This window comes from Odoribacter sp. N15.MGS-14 (genome assembly GCF_000980245.1).
GTDB lineage: Bacteria > Bacteroidota > Bacteroidia > Bacteroidales > Marinifilaceae > Odoribacter > Odoribacter splanchnicus.
In genome coordinates, this window is record NZ_LARE01000003.1 from 1 (window position 1) to 20498 (window position 20498).

Here is a 20498-nt window from a genome sequence, read left to right on the forward strand (position 1 = left end):
GTTGCCAGAAGAAAATACCGCAACCCAACAGGAGAAAGAATAAGGCGGCATATTTCCATAAACCGGAATACAGCCGGTGTTTGTGCAGACGTTGCTGTAATTGGGCGTAGGCTTGTTTTTCATCCGGTTTGTCCCATTGTTCTGTCCAACGGATTGCCTGATAGTCTTTGGCTGATTGCTTAAACAGCTTTTGGCTTTCCGGATTTTGTTTCAGCCATGAATCGAACTGCTTTTCTTCCTCCGGACTCATTTGTCCTGCGAGGTAGTCCTGTATTTGTTGTTTCGGATCAGATATGTTCATAAAGAGTGTTACTTGTTATAAGTTAATAACACAACTTTAAAAATGGGTGAATGATTTTTTCAATTATTTTTCAAAAAATTGAAAAGTTATAGTGTCAGGGAGTCGTTTTCGATACAATAAAATATTAGCAGGAGTGTATCGGGGAATTGTTTCCGTAATTGCTTTACGCCGTAGTTGAGTAGAGTTTTCACTGTATTGACAGAAACATTTAATTCTTCGGCTGTTTCTTTGTATTTTTTCCCCTGAATCAGGATAGAAACGATCACTTGGCGTGTTTTGTCAGGTAATTGTTTGATCGTTTCCCGGATTGCAGCGATCAGTTCGGGCGATATGGTCATCGCTTCCTCTTCTGCTGCTTCGAATTTCAACAATTCGGCTTCCATAACAAGCTTGCGATTGCGCAGACGGTTCAGGCAGGTATTCCGTATGCACCGGAACAGATAAGTGGTGAGAGCTTCCGGGGCGATCTGGCGGTAGGAACGATGTTTTATGAAATCATAGAAAACATCCTGTACGATGTCTTCCGAAAAATGAATGTCCGTCAAAAAAGAATCTGCAAACAATACTAACGGTTTATAGTATCGTTCGAATAATAATTTTCCTCCCTCGTCCGGATTTTTTGTAAAAGCCGTTAAAATTTCAGATGCGGACGGATACATTCTTTGTTTTTATTTTCTCACAAAAATAATAAAATATAAAATTCAAATCAATTGCTTGAAAAACAAATGGAAAAGCGTCGGATTTAAGATTCCCGGGAATAAAAAACCGTAGATCGCCCCGTAAAAATGGGCATTATGATTGATGTTGTCACTTCCCTGGCGGGCCATATATTGGCAGTAAGCTAAATAAAGAAGGCCGAACAGAATACCTGGAATGGGAATTGCGGCAAAAAGCAGAATTTTGTCCCACGGATTCAGGAATATGGCTGTGAATAAAACGGCAGAAACCGCACCGGAAGCTCCGATAGAAGTGTACCATGCCGCATTACGGTAACGGATCACATCGGAGGCAGAAGCTACAACCATCCCTCCGAAGTAGAGTAATAAAAAAGCCCCTTCTCCGAATCCCAGATAACGGAATGTATCTTCGATATACTTGCCGAATGACCAGAAAGTAAACATATTCACGAATAAATGTACCCAGTCTGCATGAACAAAACCATGCGAAATGATACGGTACCATTCCTTTGCATGTACAATCCGATAGGGTTTGAGCGAAAGTTTATCGAACAATAGTCTGTTGTTGAAACAAATAAAAGAGACCACAACGGTTATTCCGGTAATGAGATAGGTGAGCATTGATCGGGGTTATTGCTTGAAACGTATACTCAGGATTTGATAAATCAGTTTTGAGGCCAGGAAATCCGGGGCTTTATTGATATCGTTCGGACAAAGTTCGACAACATCGAGACCGACGATATTATGGCGTTCGTTGATTAGTTTGAGCAAAGTCAACACTGTCCGGTAGGTCAGTCCGTCGGGTTCGGGGGTACCTGTCGACGGCATATAAGCGGGGTCGAATACGTCCAGGTCGATTGTGACATATACATTATCGTGGAGTTTTTGAGACACCTCGTACATCCAGGTAGAATCGTCCGATTCTTTAATTTCATGGGCATAAAAAATACGGTCCGGATCGATATTGTGCTTTTCTTCGATGGCGCTGCTACGAATACCTACCTGAACGACACTTGGGGTAATTTCTTTGCCCCGGGCCATAACACAGGCATGATTGTAAGGCGAACCTTCGTATTCGTCCCGCATATCCGAATGAGCATCCAGTTGCAGGATAGAAAATGTATCATAGTATTTGGCTATAGCCTTGAAAGCACCGATACTGACCGAGTGTTCCCCACCCAATAACACCGGGAACTTTTTATCTTTCAAGATAGCTTCCACGCGCTGTTCGACTTCCTGAGCCATAGCTTGGGGAGAAGAATCGGCCGTAACGGGTTCTAAAGTGGCGATACCGTGTTTATATACTTCCGAATCGGTTTCGATATCGTAAAATTCCATGTTGGGCGAAGCTTCGAGTATGGCACGTGGTCCCTTGTCTGCTCCTTTCAGCCAAGTACTTGTACCATCGTAAGGCACAGGAAGAATAGCTATTTCCGCCGTTTCGTAATCGGTGTATTGTTCTTCAAAGTCTCCGTAAAGTAATTTATCCATACCTAAATAGTTTATACTACAAATCTAGATTTATTTTGTGGGAAATAAGCGCTATACATGTGAAATATATTTAAAATAGTCAGAACGTTACCTGAAATCCTACACCCAGACTTTCTTTAAATTGTAAGCGTGGCCCTTTACTTCCATCTTTTTGAACGATTTTAGTATCGTTGTCATAGATCAGGTTTGTGGAAATATTGGCCGAAAACCATTTATTCACGGTCATATTTAATTGTACATCCCAACGGACATCCACGTTTTGCGGATCTTCCAGATAATTCGAGAAAAGATCGACTCGTGAATAGATCGTCATATTTTTCAGAAATTCGTATTTTACTTCTACCTTTAAGTTACCACCCATTTCTGAAAAAAGATGCTCGCCGGGATCAACACCGAATGAACCTTCGTCGGAAAGAATTTTACTACTGACAAAAGTTCCCCGCCAGGAAATGGCCGAAAAGGTAGCTGTTATCCAATTCTTTGGATTCCAGGTCAAACCTAGACCGGTAGTCAGGTATCCCGGAGACATAAAACGTGAAATATAAGTCCGGGGTTCTGTTTTATAATCATACCCTTTCGCAAATTGCGTGTTGAAGTTCAACAGAGCACTCAAATAAAGGCTTTTGGTCATTCCGTAGCCATAGGTCGACGAAAAATAAAGTTTGTCATTCGTTTTTTTCGTTCCGCTTGTTTCCGTTTGATTCAAGCCATAAGCCATTTCGATCCGGTTTTGCCACAAATGTTTATTCTTTTTATAATCGGCACTATAATTGAGTAATACATCGAAGCCGACCGCATTCTCGCCTCCTGAGGCCCAATTGCTTAAGCTAACCTGAGATAAATTTAATCCTCCGTTACCTCCGTATGTCCAGCTTGAATCCCGGCTAATGTGACCGGCAGCTGCTGCTGTCCAATTGAATAAAAAGGTAAATGCGCTGATAAATATTAAATTTTTCATAGTTCTGGTTTTTGATTTTTAAACTACAAAATTATACTTTATCAACAATAATTTACAAATTATTTTTGAAAATCGCTTACATTTTTCGGATTTGACCGGAGAGTTGTTTGATTGCCTCCAACGTATTTTCTTTGTCTACATGGCATACGATCCGGTTGCGCATGATCCAGTCCCCATTTACCATAGAAGAGCGTACATTTTTACTGTTCATGGCATAGACAATGGCTGAGTATTCATCATAAACAGGAAGCATATTGGAAGCATCTGCATGTATCAATATCAGGTCCGCTCTTTTTCCTATTTCGATCGAACCGGTTATTGTGTCGAGTCCCAAGGCTTTTGCTCCGTTGATGGTAGCCATCCGGAGGGCTGTCTGGGCTTTTACAGCCTCCGGGTTGTAATGGACGACTTTAGCGAGCAATGCGGCAAAACGCATTTCCTCTACTAAATCGAGGGTGTTGTTGCTCGCCGTTCCGTCTGTTCCTAAAGCGACAGTAATTCCTGCTTTCAGGTAAGTATCTATATCTGCAACGCCACTGGCTAATTTTAGATTGCTTTTGGGACAATGGCCGATCGAAGTCCCGGTTCGGGCCAGGAGTTCGATCTCTTTCGGATTGAGCCATACGCAATGGGCTGCAATCACGTTCCGGTCGAGAAGCCCGATCGAATGGAGGTACTCGGCAGGTGGCATGCCTGTTCGGGCTGTGATGTCTTCGACTTCTTGCCGGGTTTCTGCGACATGAATCTGAAGAAGAGTACCGTACCGGTCTGCCAGTTGTTTGGATTGTTGGAGAGTGGCTTGGGAACAGGTATATGGGGCATGTACACAAACGGAAGGGTGAATGATAGAGTCTCCTTGCCATTTTCGGATCAAAGCTTCACATCGGGCAAGACCTTCGTCTACCGTTTGAAAGCTCGCTGTTGCAAAGTCGATCATCGATTCTCCCATAACTCCCCGGATACCGGCATTTTTAGCCTCCTCGGCTATGATATCTTCGAAAAAATACATGTCGTTGAAACAGGTCGTACCCGATTTGATCATTTCGATAAAAGCCAGCCGGGTAGCGATTCTGACATTTTCAGGAGTCACCAACCGGGCTTCTGCCGGAAAGATGTGTCCGGTAAGCCATTCATGCAGCGGAAGATCATCTGCAAAGCCCCTTAGCATAGTCATAGGAAGATGAGTATGTGTATTGATCAGCCCAGGTAATAAGAACATCCCTTCTGCGTCTGTGATTTCCGCATCGGTATCTTCTAAAGATTGAGTCGTGATGGCACTGATTTTTCCATTTTCGATCAGGATATTTCCGTTAGGGAGAATATCTAACCTTTCATTCATCGTGATAATACGGGCGTTCCGGATGATCTTTTTATTCATAGCTTTTGTTTTTACAAAAATAAGTAAAACTTTAGGATAGCGGTATTCGTTAATATCAAAAACGTCAGAAATAGGTAAAAGTTATAGAGCGAATGAAACGAATAGGATTTATTTTACTTTTGTTTACATCGAGTGTCGGTTTTGCACAGAAATATGCCGTGAAAACAAATCTGGCCTATTGGGCGACTACGACTTTGAATATCGGTGGAGAAATCGCTTTAGCTCCGCGAATGACATTAGATATGACGGCAAATTATAATCCCTTTCATTTCCGTGGGAATAAGAAGATTATGCATTGGGCGGTTCAGCCGGAATGGCGTTATTGGACTTGTCGCCGGTTTATGGGGCATTTTATCGGAGTACATGCACATGGAGGAAAATATAACGGTGGTTTAAAAAAATACCGTTATGACGGATGGGGTGTTGGTGGTGGTTTTTCTTATGGTTACCAATGGATCATCGGTAAACACTGGAACTTGGAAACAGAACTTGGAATCGGGTATGCTTACTTGAAGTACGATAAATATTTACGTAACCGATGCGGACGATTTATAGACACCGGACATCGCAACTATTGGGGACCGACAAAATTAAGTATTAGTTTCATGTATCTTTTTAAAAGCAGGCAGAAATGAAAAAAACGATCGGAATATTATTGGGATGCTTATGCATATTGTTGCTGGAGAGCGGTGTGAAACGGATTGAGAAGAAACCGGCTTTGACTATTACTCCTTCCCGCTTGCAACTATTTGTCGATCAACATACAGATCCATATACGATAAAAATAGTTTATACATTGAATATACCTCATGGGTTTATCCCTTCCTGTGCCCGTATGGTTTATCAACCTTATTTTCTGTCTGCCGGGCATCGCTATGATTTGACTCCTTTGGTCGTTAGCGGAAAAAACAATCTTCGGCAAGAAAAGCGGTTAACTGCCTTGACGGATAAACAACCGGATTATCCCGAAGCTCTTCGGCTTATATCGGAAGGAGAAGGAATGCAGGTCCGTTTGTCGGAAACAGTGCCTTTCGAATTATGGATGGCACAAGCTAAATTGAGGGCTGATGTGACGTTAGAGGCTTGTGACCGGGAGAAACATATTGAAGTTTTAACCTTGGCCGATGGAGTGATCTGGTTGCCTATGGGGCCGGGACCGGTTCGGGTGAAGTACGCAAAAGAAAGAGTGATGGTACAAAAAGTATCGGAATTCGAATTTTTCTTTCCTTCAGGACAATATATCTTCAACCGGGAATATGACGGCAACGCTTCGAGCATGAAACGAATGATGAAGTTGGTCGATTCATTTCGATCGGATTCAACGATGCGCCTGGAAAAACTAGTCATTGCCGGAAGTTCGTCTCCTATAGGTACGGCGACTTTCAATGCCTCGTTAGCCGAACAACGGGCCGAACAAATGAAACAGCGTTTAGTCGAACGGAAACAGATGGAGGCCCAAGAGATCGAGCTCGAATATATCGGTGAAAATTGGGCCGGATTGCGGCAATTGGTCGAACAGTCGAAATTGCCTGATAAAGCTGCCGTCTTGCGTATTCTTGACACTACAAAGGATGCTGCCCAACGCAAAGCTTCATTAAAGCAGCTCCCGCAATATGAATATTTGCGCATAAACTTATATCCCGATTTACAGGAAGTGAGGTGTATCTTCTATTATACTCAAAAAGAAGAGATCACGAAAGTGATCCCTGAATAATGAGAAGAGTTCGGCAGTTATGATTCGGGCTGTTGGGGAAAAATCAGACGGGAAGTGTCGTATCCTCGTTGCCGGGCCTTTTCCAGAATTTGGTTTAGGGTATTTTGGTCGAGATGAGGAGTACGGCTTAAAATCCACAGGTATTTGTCTGTGGAACTGCCGATCAGCGACCATTGGTAGTCCGGGTCCAACTCGAGAATGTTGTAATCGCTGTAAAACGACAGGAAGAAAGCGACCTGCAATTGACCGGGCTGACCGTTATGGGAAGGCCGTGCTTTCCCGATACTACATTTTTCTTTACCGTCGACAGCATCTTGATGACCACAATTCAGAACTTTGATTTTCCCATCCGGGCGTTTTGAATATTCTGCTGTGACATAATGCAGACCCCGTTCGAAACGATGATCGTAGCGGGCGATTTCATACCATTTACCAAGATAACGTTGTAAATTGAACTCTTTTACAGTGCTTTTGTCTATTGTTTTCATAGCCTTTTTCTCAGGTTTACGTAGAACAGGAAGGATGAGTTCTAACAAAACTCAGGACTTTTCGTATTATATCCAGTACTTTATGAACTTGTTATGGGTGAAATACAACAAGACGGTTTGCCTTTGCCACGGCGGAATTGGGCCATGGCAGTAATTGCTTTGGGGATGACGATGGCTGTGTTGGACGGGGCTATTGCGAACGTTGCTTTGCCTACGATTGCCGGAGATTTACATGTCAATCCATCCAGTTCTATCTGGGTAGTAAATGCTTTTCAGTTAGCAATGACCATCTCTTTACTGGCTTTTTCCTCTTTGGGTGATCTTTGGGGATATAAGCGGGTGTATGTGTTGGGCTTGAGTATGTTCACAGTGACTTCGCTGATATGTGCTCTTTCCGATTCGTTTATTACTTTGGTTATAGCCCGTGGTTTACAAGGTTTCAGTGCGGCAGCGATCACGAGTGTCAATACCGCTTTACTGAGGGTGATTTTTCCGGCCCGTTTTTTGGCCCGTGGAATGGGAATCAACGGGTTGATCATTGCTGTCGCTGCTGCTGCCGGCCCTACTGTTGCTGCCGGTATTTTAGCTATTGCCGATTGGCCCTGGTTGTTTGCCATCAATGTGCCCATAGGACTGGTTGCATTTGTATTGAGTTTGAAGTTTTTACCCCAGAATCCGGTAAAAGTAGAAGGACAACGTTTTGATGTAACGAGTGCGGTAATGAATGCCCTGACTTTTGGTTTGCTGATATGTGTAATCGATGGATTTGCTCACGATATTCATTGGTATATTCTGATTCCGGGTTTTGTTATCATGCTGATCATCGGCTGGTTTTTTATCAAACGTCAGAAAATGCAGACTTATCCTTTGCTTCCGGTCGATTTGCTGCGTAATAAGATCTTTTCCCTATCCTTGCTGACTTCCGTGTTTTCTTTTATAGCACAAATGCTGGCTTTGGTGTCTATTCCTTTCTTTTTTCAACGGGTATTACACCTGAGTGAAGTTGCGACGGGGTTATTGCTGACACCCTGGCCACTGGCCACTATGATTACAGCTCCGCTGACCGGGCGTTTGATGGATCGTTACAATGCCGGTTTATTGGGGGGGATCGGATTGATGATATTCGGTACGGCTCTTTTGTTGTTGGCGATGATGCCTGCACATCCTTCACATATCGATATTATCTGGCGTATGTTTTTAGGAGGTATAGGTTTCGGTCTCTTTATTACCCCCAACAATAGTACGATTATTGCATCGGCTCCCAGAGAACGTAGCGGCGGAGCCAGTGGTATGCTGGGGATGGCCCGGCTCTTGGGACAGACTGTCGGTGCGGCTTTTGTGGCAGTCCTGTTTGCTATGTTTCCCGGACATGGGATGCGATATGCTTTGATTTTTGGAGCCGTTATCGCTGTTGTTTCGGCCGTTATCAGTAGTTTGAGACTCAGGAAGTAGAACCAGATCGGTATTTTTCATGGCTTTGGAGCGGTCTACAGCTCCGGCATGTAGAAGGATATGTTTCCCTTTCCAGTTGGATGGAATGATAAAATTCCGGCGATACCACAGGTCGGTTTCGTTTTTGCCGACGATACCCGAAAGTTCGGTTATTCCCTCCGACAGTGAGCGATGAGTTGCTGAAATAAGGGTAACATTTTGTCCGAACCGGTCAGGAGCATTTCGGGATGCCATTGGATACCTACGACAAAAGTGTGATCGGGCATTTCGACAGCTTCGATAACTCCATCAGGGGCTGTCGCTGTGATTTTCAGGTGACGTCCTAAATGGTTCAGGCATTGGTGATGAAAACTGTTGACTTCCAGTTGCTCTCCCCAAAGTCGGCCTAAAATAGAATCTTTTTCAATACTTACCGGGTGGAAAATATCCTCCCGTGGGCTGTATTGGCTGTGTAGCATAACCGGATGGCCGATGGCTGTGATATCCTGCCAAAGCGTACCGCCCAATACGACATTCAATAATTGTATTCCCCGGCAAATGGCTAATAGAGGCTTGTCTGTCCTTAGGATTTCTTCGGTCAACGCCCATTGTGCCCGATCGAGTCCGGTATGAAATTCCTCCAGGCAGGGATGAGGGAAGTCTCCGTATAAGATGGGGTTGATATCTCCTCCGCCCGAGAGAATAAAACCATCGCAGACTTCGGCATACCGGACAATGGAAGCCCGATCGGCTACCGGGGGAAGAAGCAGGGGAATGCCCCCTGCCTTAACGACTGCATCGATATAGTCTTTGTTGACGTATATCCTTTCCATCCCCAGAAATTTACCTTTATCTACGGTATGGAGATTTGTGCTGATACCAATAATCGGAGTCATTAATCGATCGGCTTGGTTTTGATAACGGTAATGCCGTTTTCTGTATACTGGTCTAAGATCCCGACTAAACTGATCAAATGGGGGGCTGCCATGTGAGCGTTCCAATCTTCGACAGTCTGCCAGGTTTCGTGAAACATGAAATCTTTCGGATCGTCTTTACTGACATGTAATTCATAATGCAAAGCCCCTTTTTCAGCTAATGTAGGCGCAATCAGATCTTCGAGAATTTTTTGCCATTCTTTTTCAGTATTTCCTTTGTTCCGGTTATAGGCGAACAATACCAACGAATCCGGGACTATCACGGGATTCGGAGCTTCCGAACGTTCCCAGCGTTGTAAAACCGGTTTTCGGTCTGTCAGTTCGTCTCTGCGGGCCCGAAAAGCTTGCAGATGTTCACTTTGGGTATGTTTTTTCCAAAGTGCTTCGTTTGCCCATATTTCATGAAAAATGAATTGACAGGGGTCTTCCCGATCTTCATACAAATGGTAACTGATAGCTCCTTCTTCCTGACGGGTCTTTTCGATGAGGTCGAGACAGGCTTTTTTTAATTCTCCGGCTTTCCCTTCGCGGGCATGGGAAATAGATACCAGAGTTAATTGTTCCGCAGTTTTTGACGTAAAATAGTTCATTGTAGCATTATTTTAAAAAATCCCTCACTTTTTTTTCTGCTTCCCGGAAGGCCTCTTCCAGCTTATCGTTGACGATGATCGTATCGAATTTGTCTGCGAAAGTCATTTCGTATTCTGCTTTTGCCAGGCGTTGTTCGATTTTTTCAGGAGCATCGGTTCCCCGGCCGGTCAAGCGTTGGCGTAGTACTTCTACAGATGGGGGCTGAATAAAGATCGATAACGCATTGTCTCCGAATTTCTTTTTGATATTTAGGCCGCCTACGACATCGACATCGAACAATACAGTATGACCTTTCGCCCAGATCCGGTCGATTTCACTGAGAAGCGTACCGTAGTAGCATCCCGGATACACCTCTTCCCATTCCAAAAATTCTTTATTTTCAATTCGTTTCCTGAATTCATCTGCTGTAAAGAAATAATACTCTTTACCATGTATTTCTTTTCCCCGGGGAGCCCGGCAGGTTGCTGAAATAGAAAATTCCAACCCTAACCCCTTTTCCAATAAGTAATTTACAATTGTACTCTTACCCGCTCCACTCGGTGCTGAAAAAATAATTACTTTTCCCATACGATGATAGTTTATAAGGTTTATAAAGTTTGTAAAGTTTATAAAGTGGGATCAAAGTTTTTTTATAAAGTTCGATAACATTTTAGGTATTGTTTCGGTATCTGAGTTCGACGTTTGATTTTCGTTCATAGCCTTCGGTGATGTTATTCATAATCAAAGCAGTTGCTCTTTCGATTTGGTCTTTAAAACCGAAATCATGGCTTTTATCGAATAGCAAATAGATTTCTATACACAACTCTTTTGCCTTTTGCCACGCCAGACTATCTTCAAAACGTTCAATCTTCATGATTTATCCTTATTATGTTTAACACCAAGCGCCTGCAGGGTCCATGAACTTTAAAAATCTTATAAACTTTACGGACTTTAAAAACTTATAGGACATTCAAACTTTGCTCTTTTATCTTTTCCAGTTCGTCTTTCATTTTTACGACGAGTTTCTGGATGTCGTGGTCGTTGGCTTTAGAGCCCATGGTGTTGATCTCCCGACCGATTTCCTGAGCGATAAAACCGATTTTCCGGCCCGGAGCATCTTCATGTTCGATCGTTTCCAAAAAGTATTTACAGTGATTGGCCAACCTGACTTTCTCTTCTGTGATATCCAATTTTTCCAGGTAGTAGATAATTTCCTGTTCCAGCCGGTTTTCATCGATATTTTGAATATCCGTCCATTCATTGATTTTTTCCTGTAATTTCTGACGGATGACTTCTACACGTTTTACTTCAAATTGAGGTACCTGAGCAGACAGTTCCTGAATAAGTTCGATGCGGTGACATATATCTTTGATTAAAGCTTTTCCTTCCTGGATTCTGAATTTGTTGATTTCTTCCAAAGCTTTTTTTATTCCAGCTTCCAAAGCCTCCCATTCGGTATCTTCCAACTCTTCCGATTTGATTTGCAAGGTATCGGGGAAACGCATGACGGTTTGGAGAATCTTGTTTTTGTCGGCTTCGATGCCCAATTCGTTGGCGATGTCTAGTAATTGATTGAAGTATTGAGTTACTACAGGCTTATTAATGGTCACATCCTTATCGCTTTCTGTATTGTCAAAGTAGATACACATTTCTACTTTCCCCCGGTCTAATTGTTCTTTTACTATATTCCGGATTTCCATTTCTTTTTCTTTGTAAAGATTAGGCATCTTCAGATTCAAGTCCAGGGTTTTTGAATTCAGACTTTTAATTTCGATCACGACTTTCCTATTTCCGTTTTCGATGGTGATTTTTCCGAAACCGGTCATTGATTTTACCATAATATTGATTTTTGATTCTTCTGCAAAAATAACGATTTGTTTGTAAATATTCTTATTGCAGATTATTTCATTTTTCTTCGTATCTTTACACCCTAAAATAATAAAAGAGAAAAGATAGCAAAATCATAAATCAAGAATTGATTCATGGAAAACATCCGCAATTTCTGTATTATAGCGCATATTGATCACGGGAAGAGTACATTGGCCGATCGTTTGTTGGAATATACCGGGACGGTAACCGGTAAAGATTTACAGGCGCAGGTACTCGATGATATGGACCTCGAAAGGGAGCGTGGGATCACGATCAAGAGCCATGCCATTCAGATGGATTATCATTTTGAAGGGAAGAAGTACGTTTTGAATCTGATCGATACTCCGGGACATGTCGATTTTTCGTATGAAGTATCGCGTTCTATTGCAGCATGTGAAGGAGCTTTACTGATCGTCGATGCTACTCAGGGAATACAGGCTCAGACGATTTCCAATCTTTACCTGGCCGTAGAGAACAACCTCGAAATTATTCCTGTACTGAATAAGATGGACATGCCGAATGCTATGCCGGAAGAGGTGAAAGATCAGATTGTGGAATTGATCGGATGTAAACGCGAGGATATTATCGAGGCCAGTGGAAAGACCGGGTTGGGGGTAGAGCAAATTTTGCAGGCGATTGTCGAGCGGGTACCGCATCCCGAAGGTTTTCCGAATCAGCCCTTACAGGCTTTGATCTTCGACTCCGAATTCAATTCTTTCCGGGGAATCATTACTTATTGCCGTATTGTAAACGGGAGTTTGCGCACCGGAGATGTGGTGAAATTCGTTAACACCGGGAAAGAATATACAGCCGACGAGATCGGTGTACTCCGTTTAAAACCCGAGCCACGGCAAGTGCTCGAGACCGGTGATGTGGGATATATTATTTCAGGTATCAAAACTTCCTCCGAGGTAAAAGTCGGAGATACGATCACTCATGTCGACGAACCTTGTGATGTTGCCATCGATGGTTTCGAAGAAGTGAAACCCATGGTATTTGCCGGGATTTATCCTATTGATTCGGAAGATTACGAAGATTTGAGGGCTTCGATAGAGAAATTGCAATTGAACGATGCATCGCTGACTTTCGAACCTGAATCTTCGGCAGCCTTGGGATTCGGTTTCCGTTGCGGATTTTTGGGAATGCTCCATATGGAGATCGTTCAGGAACGTCTGGACCGGGAATTCGATATGAATGTGATTACCACGGTTCCGAATGTGATGTATATCGCTCATACCACCAAAGGCGAGGTCTATGAGATGCACAATCCTTCGGATATGCCTTCTGCCAGCACGTTGGATTTTATAGAGGAACCGTTTATCCGTGCCCAGATTATTACTCCGGCCGATTATATCGGTCCGATTATGACCTTGTGTCTTGGGAAACGGGGGATTTTGATCAACCAGCAATATCATACCGGTAACCGGATAGAGATCACCTATGAAATGCCCTTAGGAGAGATTGTGTTCGATTTTTACGATAAATTGAAAAGTATAACGAAAGGATATGCTTCGTTCGATTATTATCAGATCGGATATCGGCGGGCAAATCTGGTGAAACTGGATATTTTATTAAACGGAGAGTCCGTCGATGCACTGTCGGCATTGATTCATTTCGATAATGCCTATGGTTTCGGGCGTCGCATTTGTGAGAAGCTCAAAGAACTGATACCGCGTCAACAGTTCGATATCGCCGTACAGGCAGCGATCGGAGCTAAAGTCATCGCCCGGGAGACAATCAAAGCAGTGCGTAAAGACGTGACGGCCAAATGTTATGGGGGGGATATTTCCCGGAAAAGAAAATTGCTGGAAAAGCAGAAAAAAGGAAAGAAGCGGATGAAACAGATCGGAAATGTCGAAGTTCCTCAAAAAGCTTTCCTGGCTGTGTTGAAGTTAGATTAAAGTGAAAGGAATGACAGGCTTATTCTTCGGGTCTTTTAACCCGATTCACAATGGTCATCTGAAGATCGCACAGTATTTGTTGTACAAAGGATATTGTCAGCGGATTTGGTTTGTCGTTTCGCCTCATAATCCATTGAAAAGCGGTCGTTCTTTATTGGATGAGCAAAAAAGATTGGAAATTGTGAAAGCTGCGATCCGTGGGGATGAAAGGATGCAGGCATGTGATGTCGAGTTCGGTTTGCCTAAGCCTTCCTACACTTATGCCACTTTGCAGCTGTTGAAAAAAAAATGGCCGGAGGAAGAGTTTGCTTTGATCATCGGAGAGGATAACCTGAGAGATTTTCATAAATGGCGGAATGCTAAAGAAATTGTGGAAAATTACCGTATATTGGTTTATCCTCGTAAAGGAGAGGGGGTATCCGCTTCGATGTGGGAAAATCTATTTCTGATAGACGCACCTCTTGCCGATGTTTCTTCGACGGAAATCCGGGAGATGCTCGGAGAAGGGCAGGATATTTCACCTTATGTGCCTCAGCCGGCTTTGCCTTTGATCCTGAATTATTATTCCGTAAAATGAAAATTCTGTTTTGTCTATTATTATGGGGGACAATCTCTTCAGGTGTTTATGCACAATGGGTGCTTCCTGCAAAAAGTAAAGAACAGAAGAGAACAGAAAAACAGATAGAAAAGAAAGAAAAATCTCTCCGGCAGAAAGATACCGAGTTGCGGTGGGATCCCCGCCGATTACCTTCAAAGAGTAAAGGTTTTCCGGAAATCTCTGCCTGGCATACCGGGACAGCAGGTATTGTCGCTTCGGATGCAGCAGAAATCAGTCTTTTTAATCCCACACGGATCGGTTTCTCAAAACGTACGGAAATCCTTTTTCGGATAGCTGAGGAACCTTTTTTACCTAATATCGGGTTGAAACACCGTTGGTGGGGGAACAGGCGTTTTGCCTGGGCTACAGCACATACGTTGTATTATTCTTATCCCGGTTTGAAAATATTGCAGTCGACCGGTTTTAAAGAACTGGTTCCGGATTCGGTACAGGTGGCCCAGGGGATGGCTATGCGGCATGAAATATTGTTTTCCTGGTTATTGAATCCGCAAGTATGGGGATGTCCCGATCCTTCGGCCGAAAAAATACTGACCCTGCATGCGGGCATAGAGGGTTATGTCGGGTTCGGGAATAACGAAGTAATGCCGTTCGATTATGCCCACACCTTGTATCATACTCAGTTGCTCGACGGTAAAGTGCTTTATTATGGAGGATTGCAGTTTGATTCTTATTGGGGACACCGGTTTCATTATAGTTTAAACGGCCTTTTTTATAGTGTTGATTTCACAAAAGCATATGCTGTAGAAGGAAATTTGCGTCTTACTTATTATGTGTCAAGGCACTTCGGGCTCTCAGCTGTTTGTAAAATTCCCTATATCAGGATAAATGAAAAATCCGGATGGACTTATGTTCCTTTACTCGATTTGACCTATCTGATACATCCCGGACGTACAGTGATCAGACATGGCTTATATAAAAACAAAAGACGACAAAGATAGATCAAAATGGAAAATGTATTGTTGCATAGTTGTTGTGCCCCTTGTTCGGCTGCTATCGTCGAATGGATGCTAGCTCAGGATATCCGTCCGACTTTGTATTATTTCAACCCCAATATCTTTCCACAGGAAGAATACGAAATCCGGAAATCCGAATGCAGTCGTTATGCACAAAAATTAGGTTTGGAGATTATCGACGGGGATTATGATCATACAGCCTGGTTGAGTGACGTGGCGGGCTTGGAGGATGAACCCGAACGGGGAAAGCGATGTCTGCAGTGTTTCAAAATACGGTTGCTGGCCACGGCAAAATTGGCTGATGAAAGAGGCTTTCGTTTGTTTACTACTACACTGGCCTCTTCGCGATGGAAGAGCCTTCAACAAATCACCGAAGCCGGGAAATGGGCTGCGGCTCGCTTTGAAGGTCTGGAATTTTGGGAAAAGAACTGGCGTAAAGGTGGTTTAAGCGAACGCCGTAAGATACTTTTGGCCGAAAATGGTTTTTATAATCAGCAATATTGTGGGTGTGAATTCTCCTTCAGAAAGCCCCAAAATAACGATTTACCTTAATATAGGGATACCAAAACAGGCGGAATACCTAGAATCGGGGATTTCCGGGTCTATTTAGCCGGCCTATCTTTGTGTCATCAGAATTTTGTCACGTTTTATTGATTAATAGTTGCGAAAGTCACAGGTAAAGCCGGCCTGTGACTTTTTTTGCCAGAAAAGCTCCGCTCCGAAAAGACATAAAAAAAAACACCGGCAGGATGCGACTGGCGGATCCTTCAAATAAAAACCCTGTATCTTTCGTATTGTGGCCACATCATACAATACTTCCGCATACACCATTTTTATCTCCGGTGTTTTTAACAGTACAGTAAATATATATGTGCAGGTGTCCCACTCTAAATCCTCGAGAGTAAAGACGTTTGCTGTTACTGGCAGGTCTTCTGACTTGCTTCTCTCCGGACGCCTTCCCGTCGTACATATTGCAGACAGTGGCAGGAGTATTGTCCGGATCTGGTTATGAAGCTTACAGCAGCGGGACTGTCCGGGATTTTCACCCGATTCCCTTTTATTTCTTGTACCGGATGATAACAAGAAAACCAGTATGGAACAAAGATACGAAAAAAATGAAATGCTAATCCAAGTTTTTTTATTATTTTAATATTTCCGGAATGGGTTGGCCTATACAACCATTAGGGGCTTGTATGTGCAATAATGCTGCTATAGTCGGGGCTATGTCTGTCAGCCCGACAAGGCGCCGGGTTGCTCCTTGCCGGATTCCCCAACCCATGAAAAGCAGGGGAACATGAGTGTCATAAGAATGCCATGTCCCGTGAGTAGTTCCCTGCGGGGTAGGCGTCCCGCTTTCATACCAGCCTGGTTTGACGATGATTTGTATTGCTCCGCTGCGTTCCCGGCAATATCCGTTGATGATTTTTTCTCTGATACCTGTAGGGAGTGTAGAAATTGCGACTTTTTCCATATCTACGGCATAGGCTATGCCTTCCAGATTGTTTAGATAATCCAGGACGGCCGACTTTACGGTTTCATACGCTAGCCTGGACCGGGAAATAAGCTGACGGTCCAGATGGACCTGATAGTTATCCAGGCTATAAACCAGGCCTTGAACGGCGAAACGATTGTTCAAGGTACTGTCCAACCGATGTAAGACCTTTTGATATAACCAGCTGTCGGAAGGGATCCGGTGGGATTGTAAAAAGCCGACATTATGGGCTGCTGCATGATCGGCTGTCAGAAAAACGGTATAATGATCCCGGCCGATTTTCTCGTCGAGAAACTCAAAGAACAGACCGAGATCCTGATCTAACCGGAGATAGGTGTCTTCGGTCTCGATGGCATTCGTACCGAATTGATGACCGATATAATCTGTAGCCGAAAGACTGACAGCAAGGAAATCGGTTTCTTCACGCTGGCCCATTTCCTCTTTTTCGACAGCTGTTTTCGCCATTTCCAAAGTGAAGGTATTTCCGTAAGGAGTTTGGCGGATCATACTATATCCATTTGTCTTCAATAATTTGGAAGTCGGAATAGGAAAAACAGGTTTTTCTCCTTTTATGAATGGGGCTTCATAAGGAGTATCGTCTTTTGTACTTTGTTTATATGTCCCGATAGGATACAACGTATTCCAGTCTTGTTGCAATAGTTGGGAGGCTCGGTCCCGGGCATTGAAATCTTCGACCCAGCGGGGTAATTTATCGGTGTAATAACTACTTGTAATCCATTTGCCGGAATCGTAGTCGAACCAGTAAGCGGCATTTGCCGTGTGTCCTGCCGGTAGAATAGCGGCCCGGTCTTTGAGAGCGATCCCGATAACTTTAGAATGGAAATTTGTACCCAGACGTAATTCGTCGGTGATTGTCGTTACCCATAAATTCCGGGGTGACATCCGGCCGGCTTGTGAGTCGCTACCGACACATTCGACTGTCGGATCGGCTGTACAGTATAACTTTTTCTTTTCCTTTTCAATATAGAAATCATTGGCTGCAATACCGGTCACCGAGGGAACAGAACCGGTGTAAATGCAGGTATGCCCGACGGCTGTGAAAGCCGGTAAATAATTCAATTGAGTGTTTTCACATGTAAACCCTTCTTTCAGCAAGCGTTTGAATCCACGGTCTCCATAACGGTCGTAATAACGGTAGAGGTAATCCCAGCGCATTTGGTCGACTACGATGCCTACTACTAATTTGGGACGCGGAAGAGAAGATTCGGCCGGTTCTGCCCCGAGGGACAGCGAAGTGAGAATGAGGATCAAACCATAAAAAAACTTTATTTTCATAACAGTAAATGTGAATTTTATTTGCAGCAAGATTACCCGAAAATTGTTTCAAACAGATTACGATTTTGCTACAATCGGATGTATTGTTCGGATTCCGGGTTGCATAAACAAGGGGGTTTTTCTAATTTTGCCATTCCAAAATTTAATTCTTCCCTTATGACGAACGCTGATACCGATATTCAGGAACTTTCTAATTTTTTACTTGATTTCGCTACGACTTTGATGGGTGTGGGGAGCCATACTTCGCGGGTAGTAAGGAATGTAAATCGCATTGCCGAGTCGTTCGGTTATGGGGTGGATATGACTATTTTTCAGCGTAATATAACCATGACCGTAAAACATGCCGACGATTATTCTATCCGGCGCACTTATGTAAGGCGTATCCCGGCTTTGGCATTGAATTTCAGGACGATATCCGATTTGAGCTCGTTGAGTTGGGAAGCCTATGATCATGATTTGCCTTTGGACGAATTGAAAAAACGTTATGCCGTAATTACGACGCAACCCCGTATGTCGCGTTGGGTAGTGTTGATTTTGGTGGCTTTTGCCAATGCTGCTTTTTGCCGTTTGTTCGGTGGAGACTGGATCGCTATGGGATTAGTGTGGATGGCTACTTTGACCGGTTTTTTTGTCAGGCAGGAATTGACGGTCCGTAAGGTCAATCATATGTTGATATTTATTGTTTGTTCATTTGTGGCTTCTCTGGTTGCGGCGCTCGGTGTGTATTCTGATTGGGGTACCACTCAGGATGTCGCTTTAGGTACGAGTGTACTTTTTTTAATCCCCGGAGTTCCTTTAATCAATTCTATCCTGGATATCCTGGAAGGGCATGTCCTGATCGGTTTTTCCAGGGCGATCAATGCCGCTATCTTGATTATATGTATTGCCTTAGGGTTGTCGATGACTTTGCTGATCCTGGGAAAAGAAGTGTTGTAATTTAGAAATGATAAATATGAATACTGAATTTGGGTTGTCGGTCTTGTTCGACGGTTTTTTAGCTGCAATTGCCGCTATCGGTTTTGCTGTGATTTCGAATCCTCCGAAAAAAGCGGTCTTTATAGCAGCTTTATTGGCAGCGGTTGGGCATGCTTGTCGCTACTACCTTCTCCATCAGACTCCTTTGGATCTTACTTCTTCTACCCTGATCGCTGCTTTTACGATTGGGATGGGAAGCATGTGGTTCGCCAAATTGATTCATTGTCCGGCCGAGGTATTCTCTTTTCCTTCTCTCTTGCCTATGATTCCGGGTATGTATGCTTATAAAACAATTTTAGCTCTGATTCGTTTTATGAAAAATGACGACCCGCTGGTGTTGCAACAGTTGATCGTAGAAATTTTCCGGAATGGCTTGACGGCTTTATTCGTACTGTTTGCTTTGGTCATCGGAGTTTCGCTGCCCTTGTTTATATTTTATAAACAATCTTTTATGATGACCCGCCTTTTGCATCGGAAAAAGTCGGCTTGAAGAAACAAATTTAAATCGAAAAATATGTCACACGACCATCATGACCACCGATCCCTTGGGATTACTTCGCTGAATAAAGCTTTTGTCATAGGTATTGTTTTAAATGCCGGATTTGTCGTTGCCGAATTTATTGCCGGTTTTTGGTATAATTCATTGGGATTGATTTCGGATGCCGGGCATAATCTGGGAGATGTGTTCAGTTTGGTATTGGCCATGCTGGCTTTTCGTCTGGCTAAAGTGAGTCCGACTTTGAGATATACTTACGGTTATAAGAAAAGTACGATTCTGGTTTCTCTGCTGAATGCAGTTATTTTGTTGGTCGCTGTCGGATTTATTTTGGGGGAGAGTATAGATAAATTATTCCATCCTCGTCCGGTAGATGGAGATGCCGTGGCGTGGGTAGCCGGAGTCGGAGTGTTGGTCAATGCGCTGACTGCCTGGTTGTTTGTGAAAGACAAAGAAAAAGATCTGAATGTAAAAGGGGCCTATTTGCATATGGCTGCCGACGCATTGGTTTCTGTCGGGGTAGTTGTCTCGGGAATTGTTATTCAGCATACCGGCTGGTATATGATGGACCCGTTGACCGGCATACTGATCGCTCTTTTTATCGTCTATTCCACCTGGGGATTATTGCGCGATAGTCTTCGTTTGTCGTTGGACGGGGTGCCTCAGGGAATCAGCTATGACCGGATCGGGCAGATTATTTCAACTACTCCCGGGGTGGATAGTTTCCATCACATGCATATCTGGGGGTTGAGTACGACAGAAATTGCTCTGACTGCGCATATCGTCGTTGCAGATATGGTAGAAATGGAACAGATAAAAAGTGAACTAAAATGCCGGTTACAGAAGGCCGGCATCGGACATGCTACTTTAGAATTGGAGCTGCCCGGACAACCTTGTCAAAAGGAACCCTGTCATTAAATCTATTTTTGCTGGCAGGAAATATAAAAATGCTTA

Annotated in this window: 23 protein-coding genes and 1 riboswitch; of the genes, 10 read left to right on the forward strand and 13 right to left on the reverse strand. The window is 43.5% G+C overall.

Annotation, left to right across the window (positions count from 1 at the left end; all coding sequences use genetic code 11):
- The 6 genes from WS34_RS00940 to WS34_RS00965 form a co-directional block, all read right to left on the reverse strand.
- The coding region (locus WS34_RS00940; protein ID WP_046402554.1) for an anti-sigma factor family protein at positions 1-301 on the reverse strand (301 nt) is incomplete at its 3' end.
- A gap of 86 nt (positions 302-387) precedes the next feature.
- Entirely contained in the window at positions 388-960 is a 573-nt protein-coding gene (locus WS34_RS00945) for a sigma-70 family RNA polymerase sigma factor (RefSeq protein WP_013612743.1), read from the reverse strand.
- A gap of 42 nt (positions 961-1002) precedes the next feature.
- Complete coding sequence (locus WS34_RS00950; RefSeq protein ID WP_046402557.1) at positions 1003-1599, reverse strand: rhomboid family intramembrane serine protease; 597 nt, start codon at positions 1597-1599, stop codon at positions 1003-1005.
- 9 nt (positions 1600-1608) lie between these two features.
- Positions 1609-2469, reverse strand: a complete 861-nt coding sequence (gene speB, locus WS34_RS00955) for an agmatinase (RefSeq protein WP_013612741.1) — start codon at positions 2467-2469, stop codon at positions 1609-1611.
- Between the two features lie 79 nt (positions 2470-2548).
- Entirely contained in the window at positions 2549-3427 is an 879-nt protein-coding gene (locus WS34_RS00960; protein ID WP_046402559.1) for a DUF3078 domain-containing protein, read from the reverse strand.
- Between the two features lie 76 nt (positions 3428-3503).
- Positions 3504-4805: an amidohydrolase gene (locus tag WS34_RS00965; RefSeq protein WP_013612739.1), complete on the reverse strand. Its 1302-nt coding sequence runs from the start codon at positions 4803-4805 to the stop codon at positions 3504-3506.
- 92 nt (positions 4806-4897) lie between these two features.
- On the opposite strand from WS34_RS00965, the gene WS34_RS00970 reads away from it, so the two are divergent.
- Both WS34_RS00970 and WS34_RS00975 read left to right on the forward strand, forming a co-directional pair.
- Positions 4898-5440 carry a DUF3575 domain-containing protein gene (locus tag WS34_RS00970; RefSeq protein WP_013612738.1) on the forward strand — a complete coding sequence of 181 codons (543 nt, stop codon included), beginning with the start codon at positions 4898-4900 and terminating at the stop codon, positions 5438-5440.
- Positions 5437-6519, forward strand: a complete 1083-nt coding sequence (locus WS34_RS00975) for an OmpA family protein (RefSeq protein WP_013612737.1) — start codon at positions 5437-5439, stop codon at positions 6517-6519. Before WS34_RS00970 ends, WS34_RS00975 begins: the two co-directional genes overlap by 4 nt.
- A 17-nt stretch (positions 6520-6536) precedes the next feature.
- On the opposite strand, the gene WS34_RS00980 is transcribed toward WS34_RS00975, so the two are convergent.
- Positions 6537-7007, reverse strand: a complete 471-nt coding sequence (locus WS34_RS00980) for a lipocalin family protein (RefSeq protein ID WP_013612736.1) — start codon at positions 7005-7007, stop codon at positions 6537-6539.
- Positions 7008-7100: 93 nt separating this feature from the next.
- On the opposite strand from WS34_RS00980, the gene WS34_RS00985 reads away from it, so the two are divergent.
- The gene (locus WS34_RS00985) at positions 7101-8459 is read left to right on the forward strand and encodes an MFS transporter (protein WP_046402561.1); all 1359 of its coding nucleotides are present in this window, start codon (positions 7101-7103) and stop codon (positions 8457-8459) included.
- Between the two features lie 149 nt (positions 8460-8608).
- On the opposite strand, the gene WS34_RS00990 is transcribed toward WS34_RS00985, so the two are convergent.
- The 5 genes from WS34_RS00990 to WS34_RS01015 form a co-directional block, all read right to left on the reverse strand.
- Positions 8609-9334, reverse strand: a complete 726-nt coding sequence (locus WS34_RS00990; protein WP_046402563.1) for a gamma-glutamyl-gamma-aminobutyrate hydrolase family protein — start codon at positions 9332-9334, stop codon at positions 8609-8611.
- Positions 9334-9963: a putative quinol monooxygenase gene (locus tag WS34_RS15310; RefSeq protein ID WP_272054405.1), complete on the reverse strand. Its 630-nt coding sequence runs from the start codon at positions 9961-9963 to the stop codon at positions 9334-9336. The genes WS34_RS00990 and WS34_RS15310 overlap by 1 nt, the downstream gene beginning before the upstream one ends.
- Positions 9964-9970: 7 nt before the next feature.
- On the reverse strand, positions 9971-10531 hold the full coding sequence (gene gmk, locus WS34_RS01005; protein ID WP_013612732.1) for a guanylate kinase: 561 nt from the start codon (positions 10529-10531) through the stop codon (positions 9971-9973).
- An 82-nt stretch (positions 10532-10613) separates the two neighbouring features.
- Complete coding sequence (locus WS34_RS01010) at positions 10614-10817, reverse strand: four helix bundle protein (RefSeq protein WP_013612731.1); 204 nt, start codon at positions 10815-10817, stop codon at positions 10614-10616.
- 85 nt (positions 10818-10902) lie between these two features.
- Positions 10903-11781 carry a YicC/YloC family endoribonuclease gene (locus tag WS34_RS01015; RefSeq protein WP_013612730.1) on the reverse strand — a complete coding sequence of 293 codons (879 nt, stop codon included), beginning with the start codon at positions 11779-11781 and terminating at the stop codon, positions 10903-10905.
- A 144-nt stretch (positions 11782-11925) separates the two neighbouring features.
- On the opposite strand from WS34_RS01015, the gene lepA reads away from it, so the two are divergent.
- The 4 genes from lepA to WS34_RS01035 are packed head-to-tail and all read left to right on the forward strand — an operon-like array spanning position 11926 to position 15837.
- On the forward strand, positions 11926-13713 hold the full coding sequence (lepA, locus tag WS34_RS01020; protein WP_013612729.1) for a translation elongation factor 4: 1788 nt from the start codon (positions 11926-11928) through the stop codon (positions 13711-13713).
- 10 nt (positions 13714-13723) lie between these two features.
- Positions 13724-14290: a nicotinate (nicotinamide) nucleotide adenylyltransferase gene (nadD, locus tag WS34_RS01025; RefSeq protein WP_046402566.1), complete on the forward strand. Its 567-nt coding sequence runs from the start codon at positions 13724-13726 to the stop codon at positions 14288-14290.
- Positions 14287-15270 carry a hypothetical protein gene (locus WS34_RS01030; RefSeq protein ID WP_046402568.1) on the forward strand — a complete coding sequence of 328 codons (984 nt, stop codon included), beginning with the start codon at positions 14287-14289 and terminating at the stop codon, positions 15268-15270. Before nadD ends, WS34_RS01030 begins: the two co-directional genes overlap by 4 nt.
- A gap of 6 nt (positions 15271-15276) precedes the next feature.
- Complete coding sequence (locus WS34_RS01035; RefSeq protein WP_013612726.1) at positions 15277-15837, forward strand: epoxyqueuosine reductase QueH; 561 nt, start codon at positions 15277-15279, stop codon at positions 15835-15837.
- Between the two features lie 353 nt (positions 15838-16190).
- Positions 16191-16393: riboswitch (cobalamin riboswitch) on the reverse strand.
- A gap of 33 nt (positions 16394-16426) precedes the next feature.
- Here WS34_RS01035 and pafA read toward each other — a convergent pair.
- The gene (gene pafA, locus WS34_RS01045; RefSeq protein WP_022159562.1) at positions 16427-18073 is read right to left on the reverse strand and encodes an alkaline phosphatase PafA; all 1647 of its coding nucleotides are present in this window, start codon (positions 18071-18073) and stop codon (positions 16427-16429) included.
- A gap of 156 nt (positions 18074-18229) precedes the next feature.
- Between pafA and WS34_RS01050 the strand changes: the two genes are divergently transcribed.
- From WS34_RS01050 to WS34_RS01060, 3 genes are read left to right on the forward strand one after another with little or no spacing between them, the layout of a single operon-like run.
- Positions 18230-19009, forward strand: coding sequence for a threonine/serine exporter family protein (locus tag WS34_RS01050; protein ID WP_013612723.1), 780 nt, complete (start codon positions 18230-18232; stop codon positions 19007-19009).
- Between the two features lie 16 nt (positions 19010-19025).
- On the forward strand, positions 19026-19538 hold the full coding sequence (locus tag WS34_RS01055) for a threonine/serine exporter family protein (RefSeq protein WP_013612722.1): 513 nt from the start codon (positions 19026-19028) through the stop codon (positions 19536-19538).
- A gap of 24 nt (positions 19539-19562) precedes the next feature.
- Entirely contained in the window at positions 19563-20462 is a 900-nt protein-coding gene (locus tag WS34_RS01060; RefSeq protein WP_013612721.1) for a cation diffusion facilitator family transporter, read from the forward strand.
- The last annotated feature ends 36 nt before the right edge of the window (positions 20463-20498 follow it).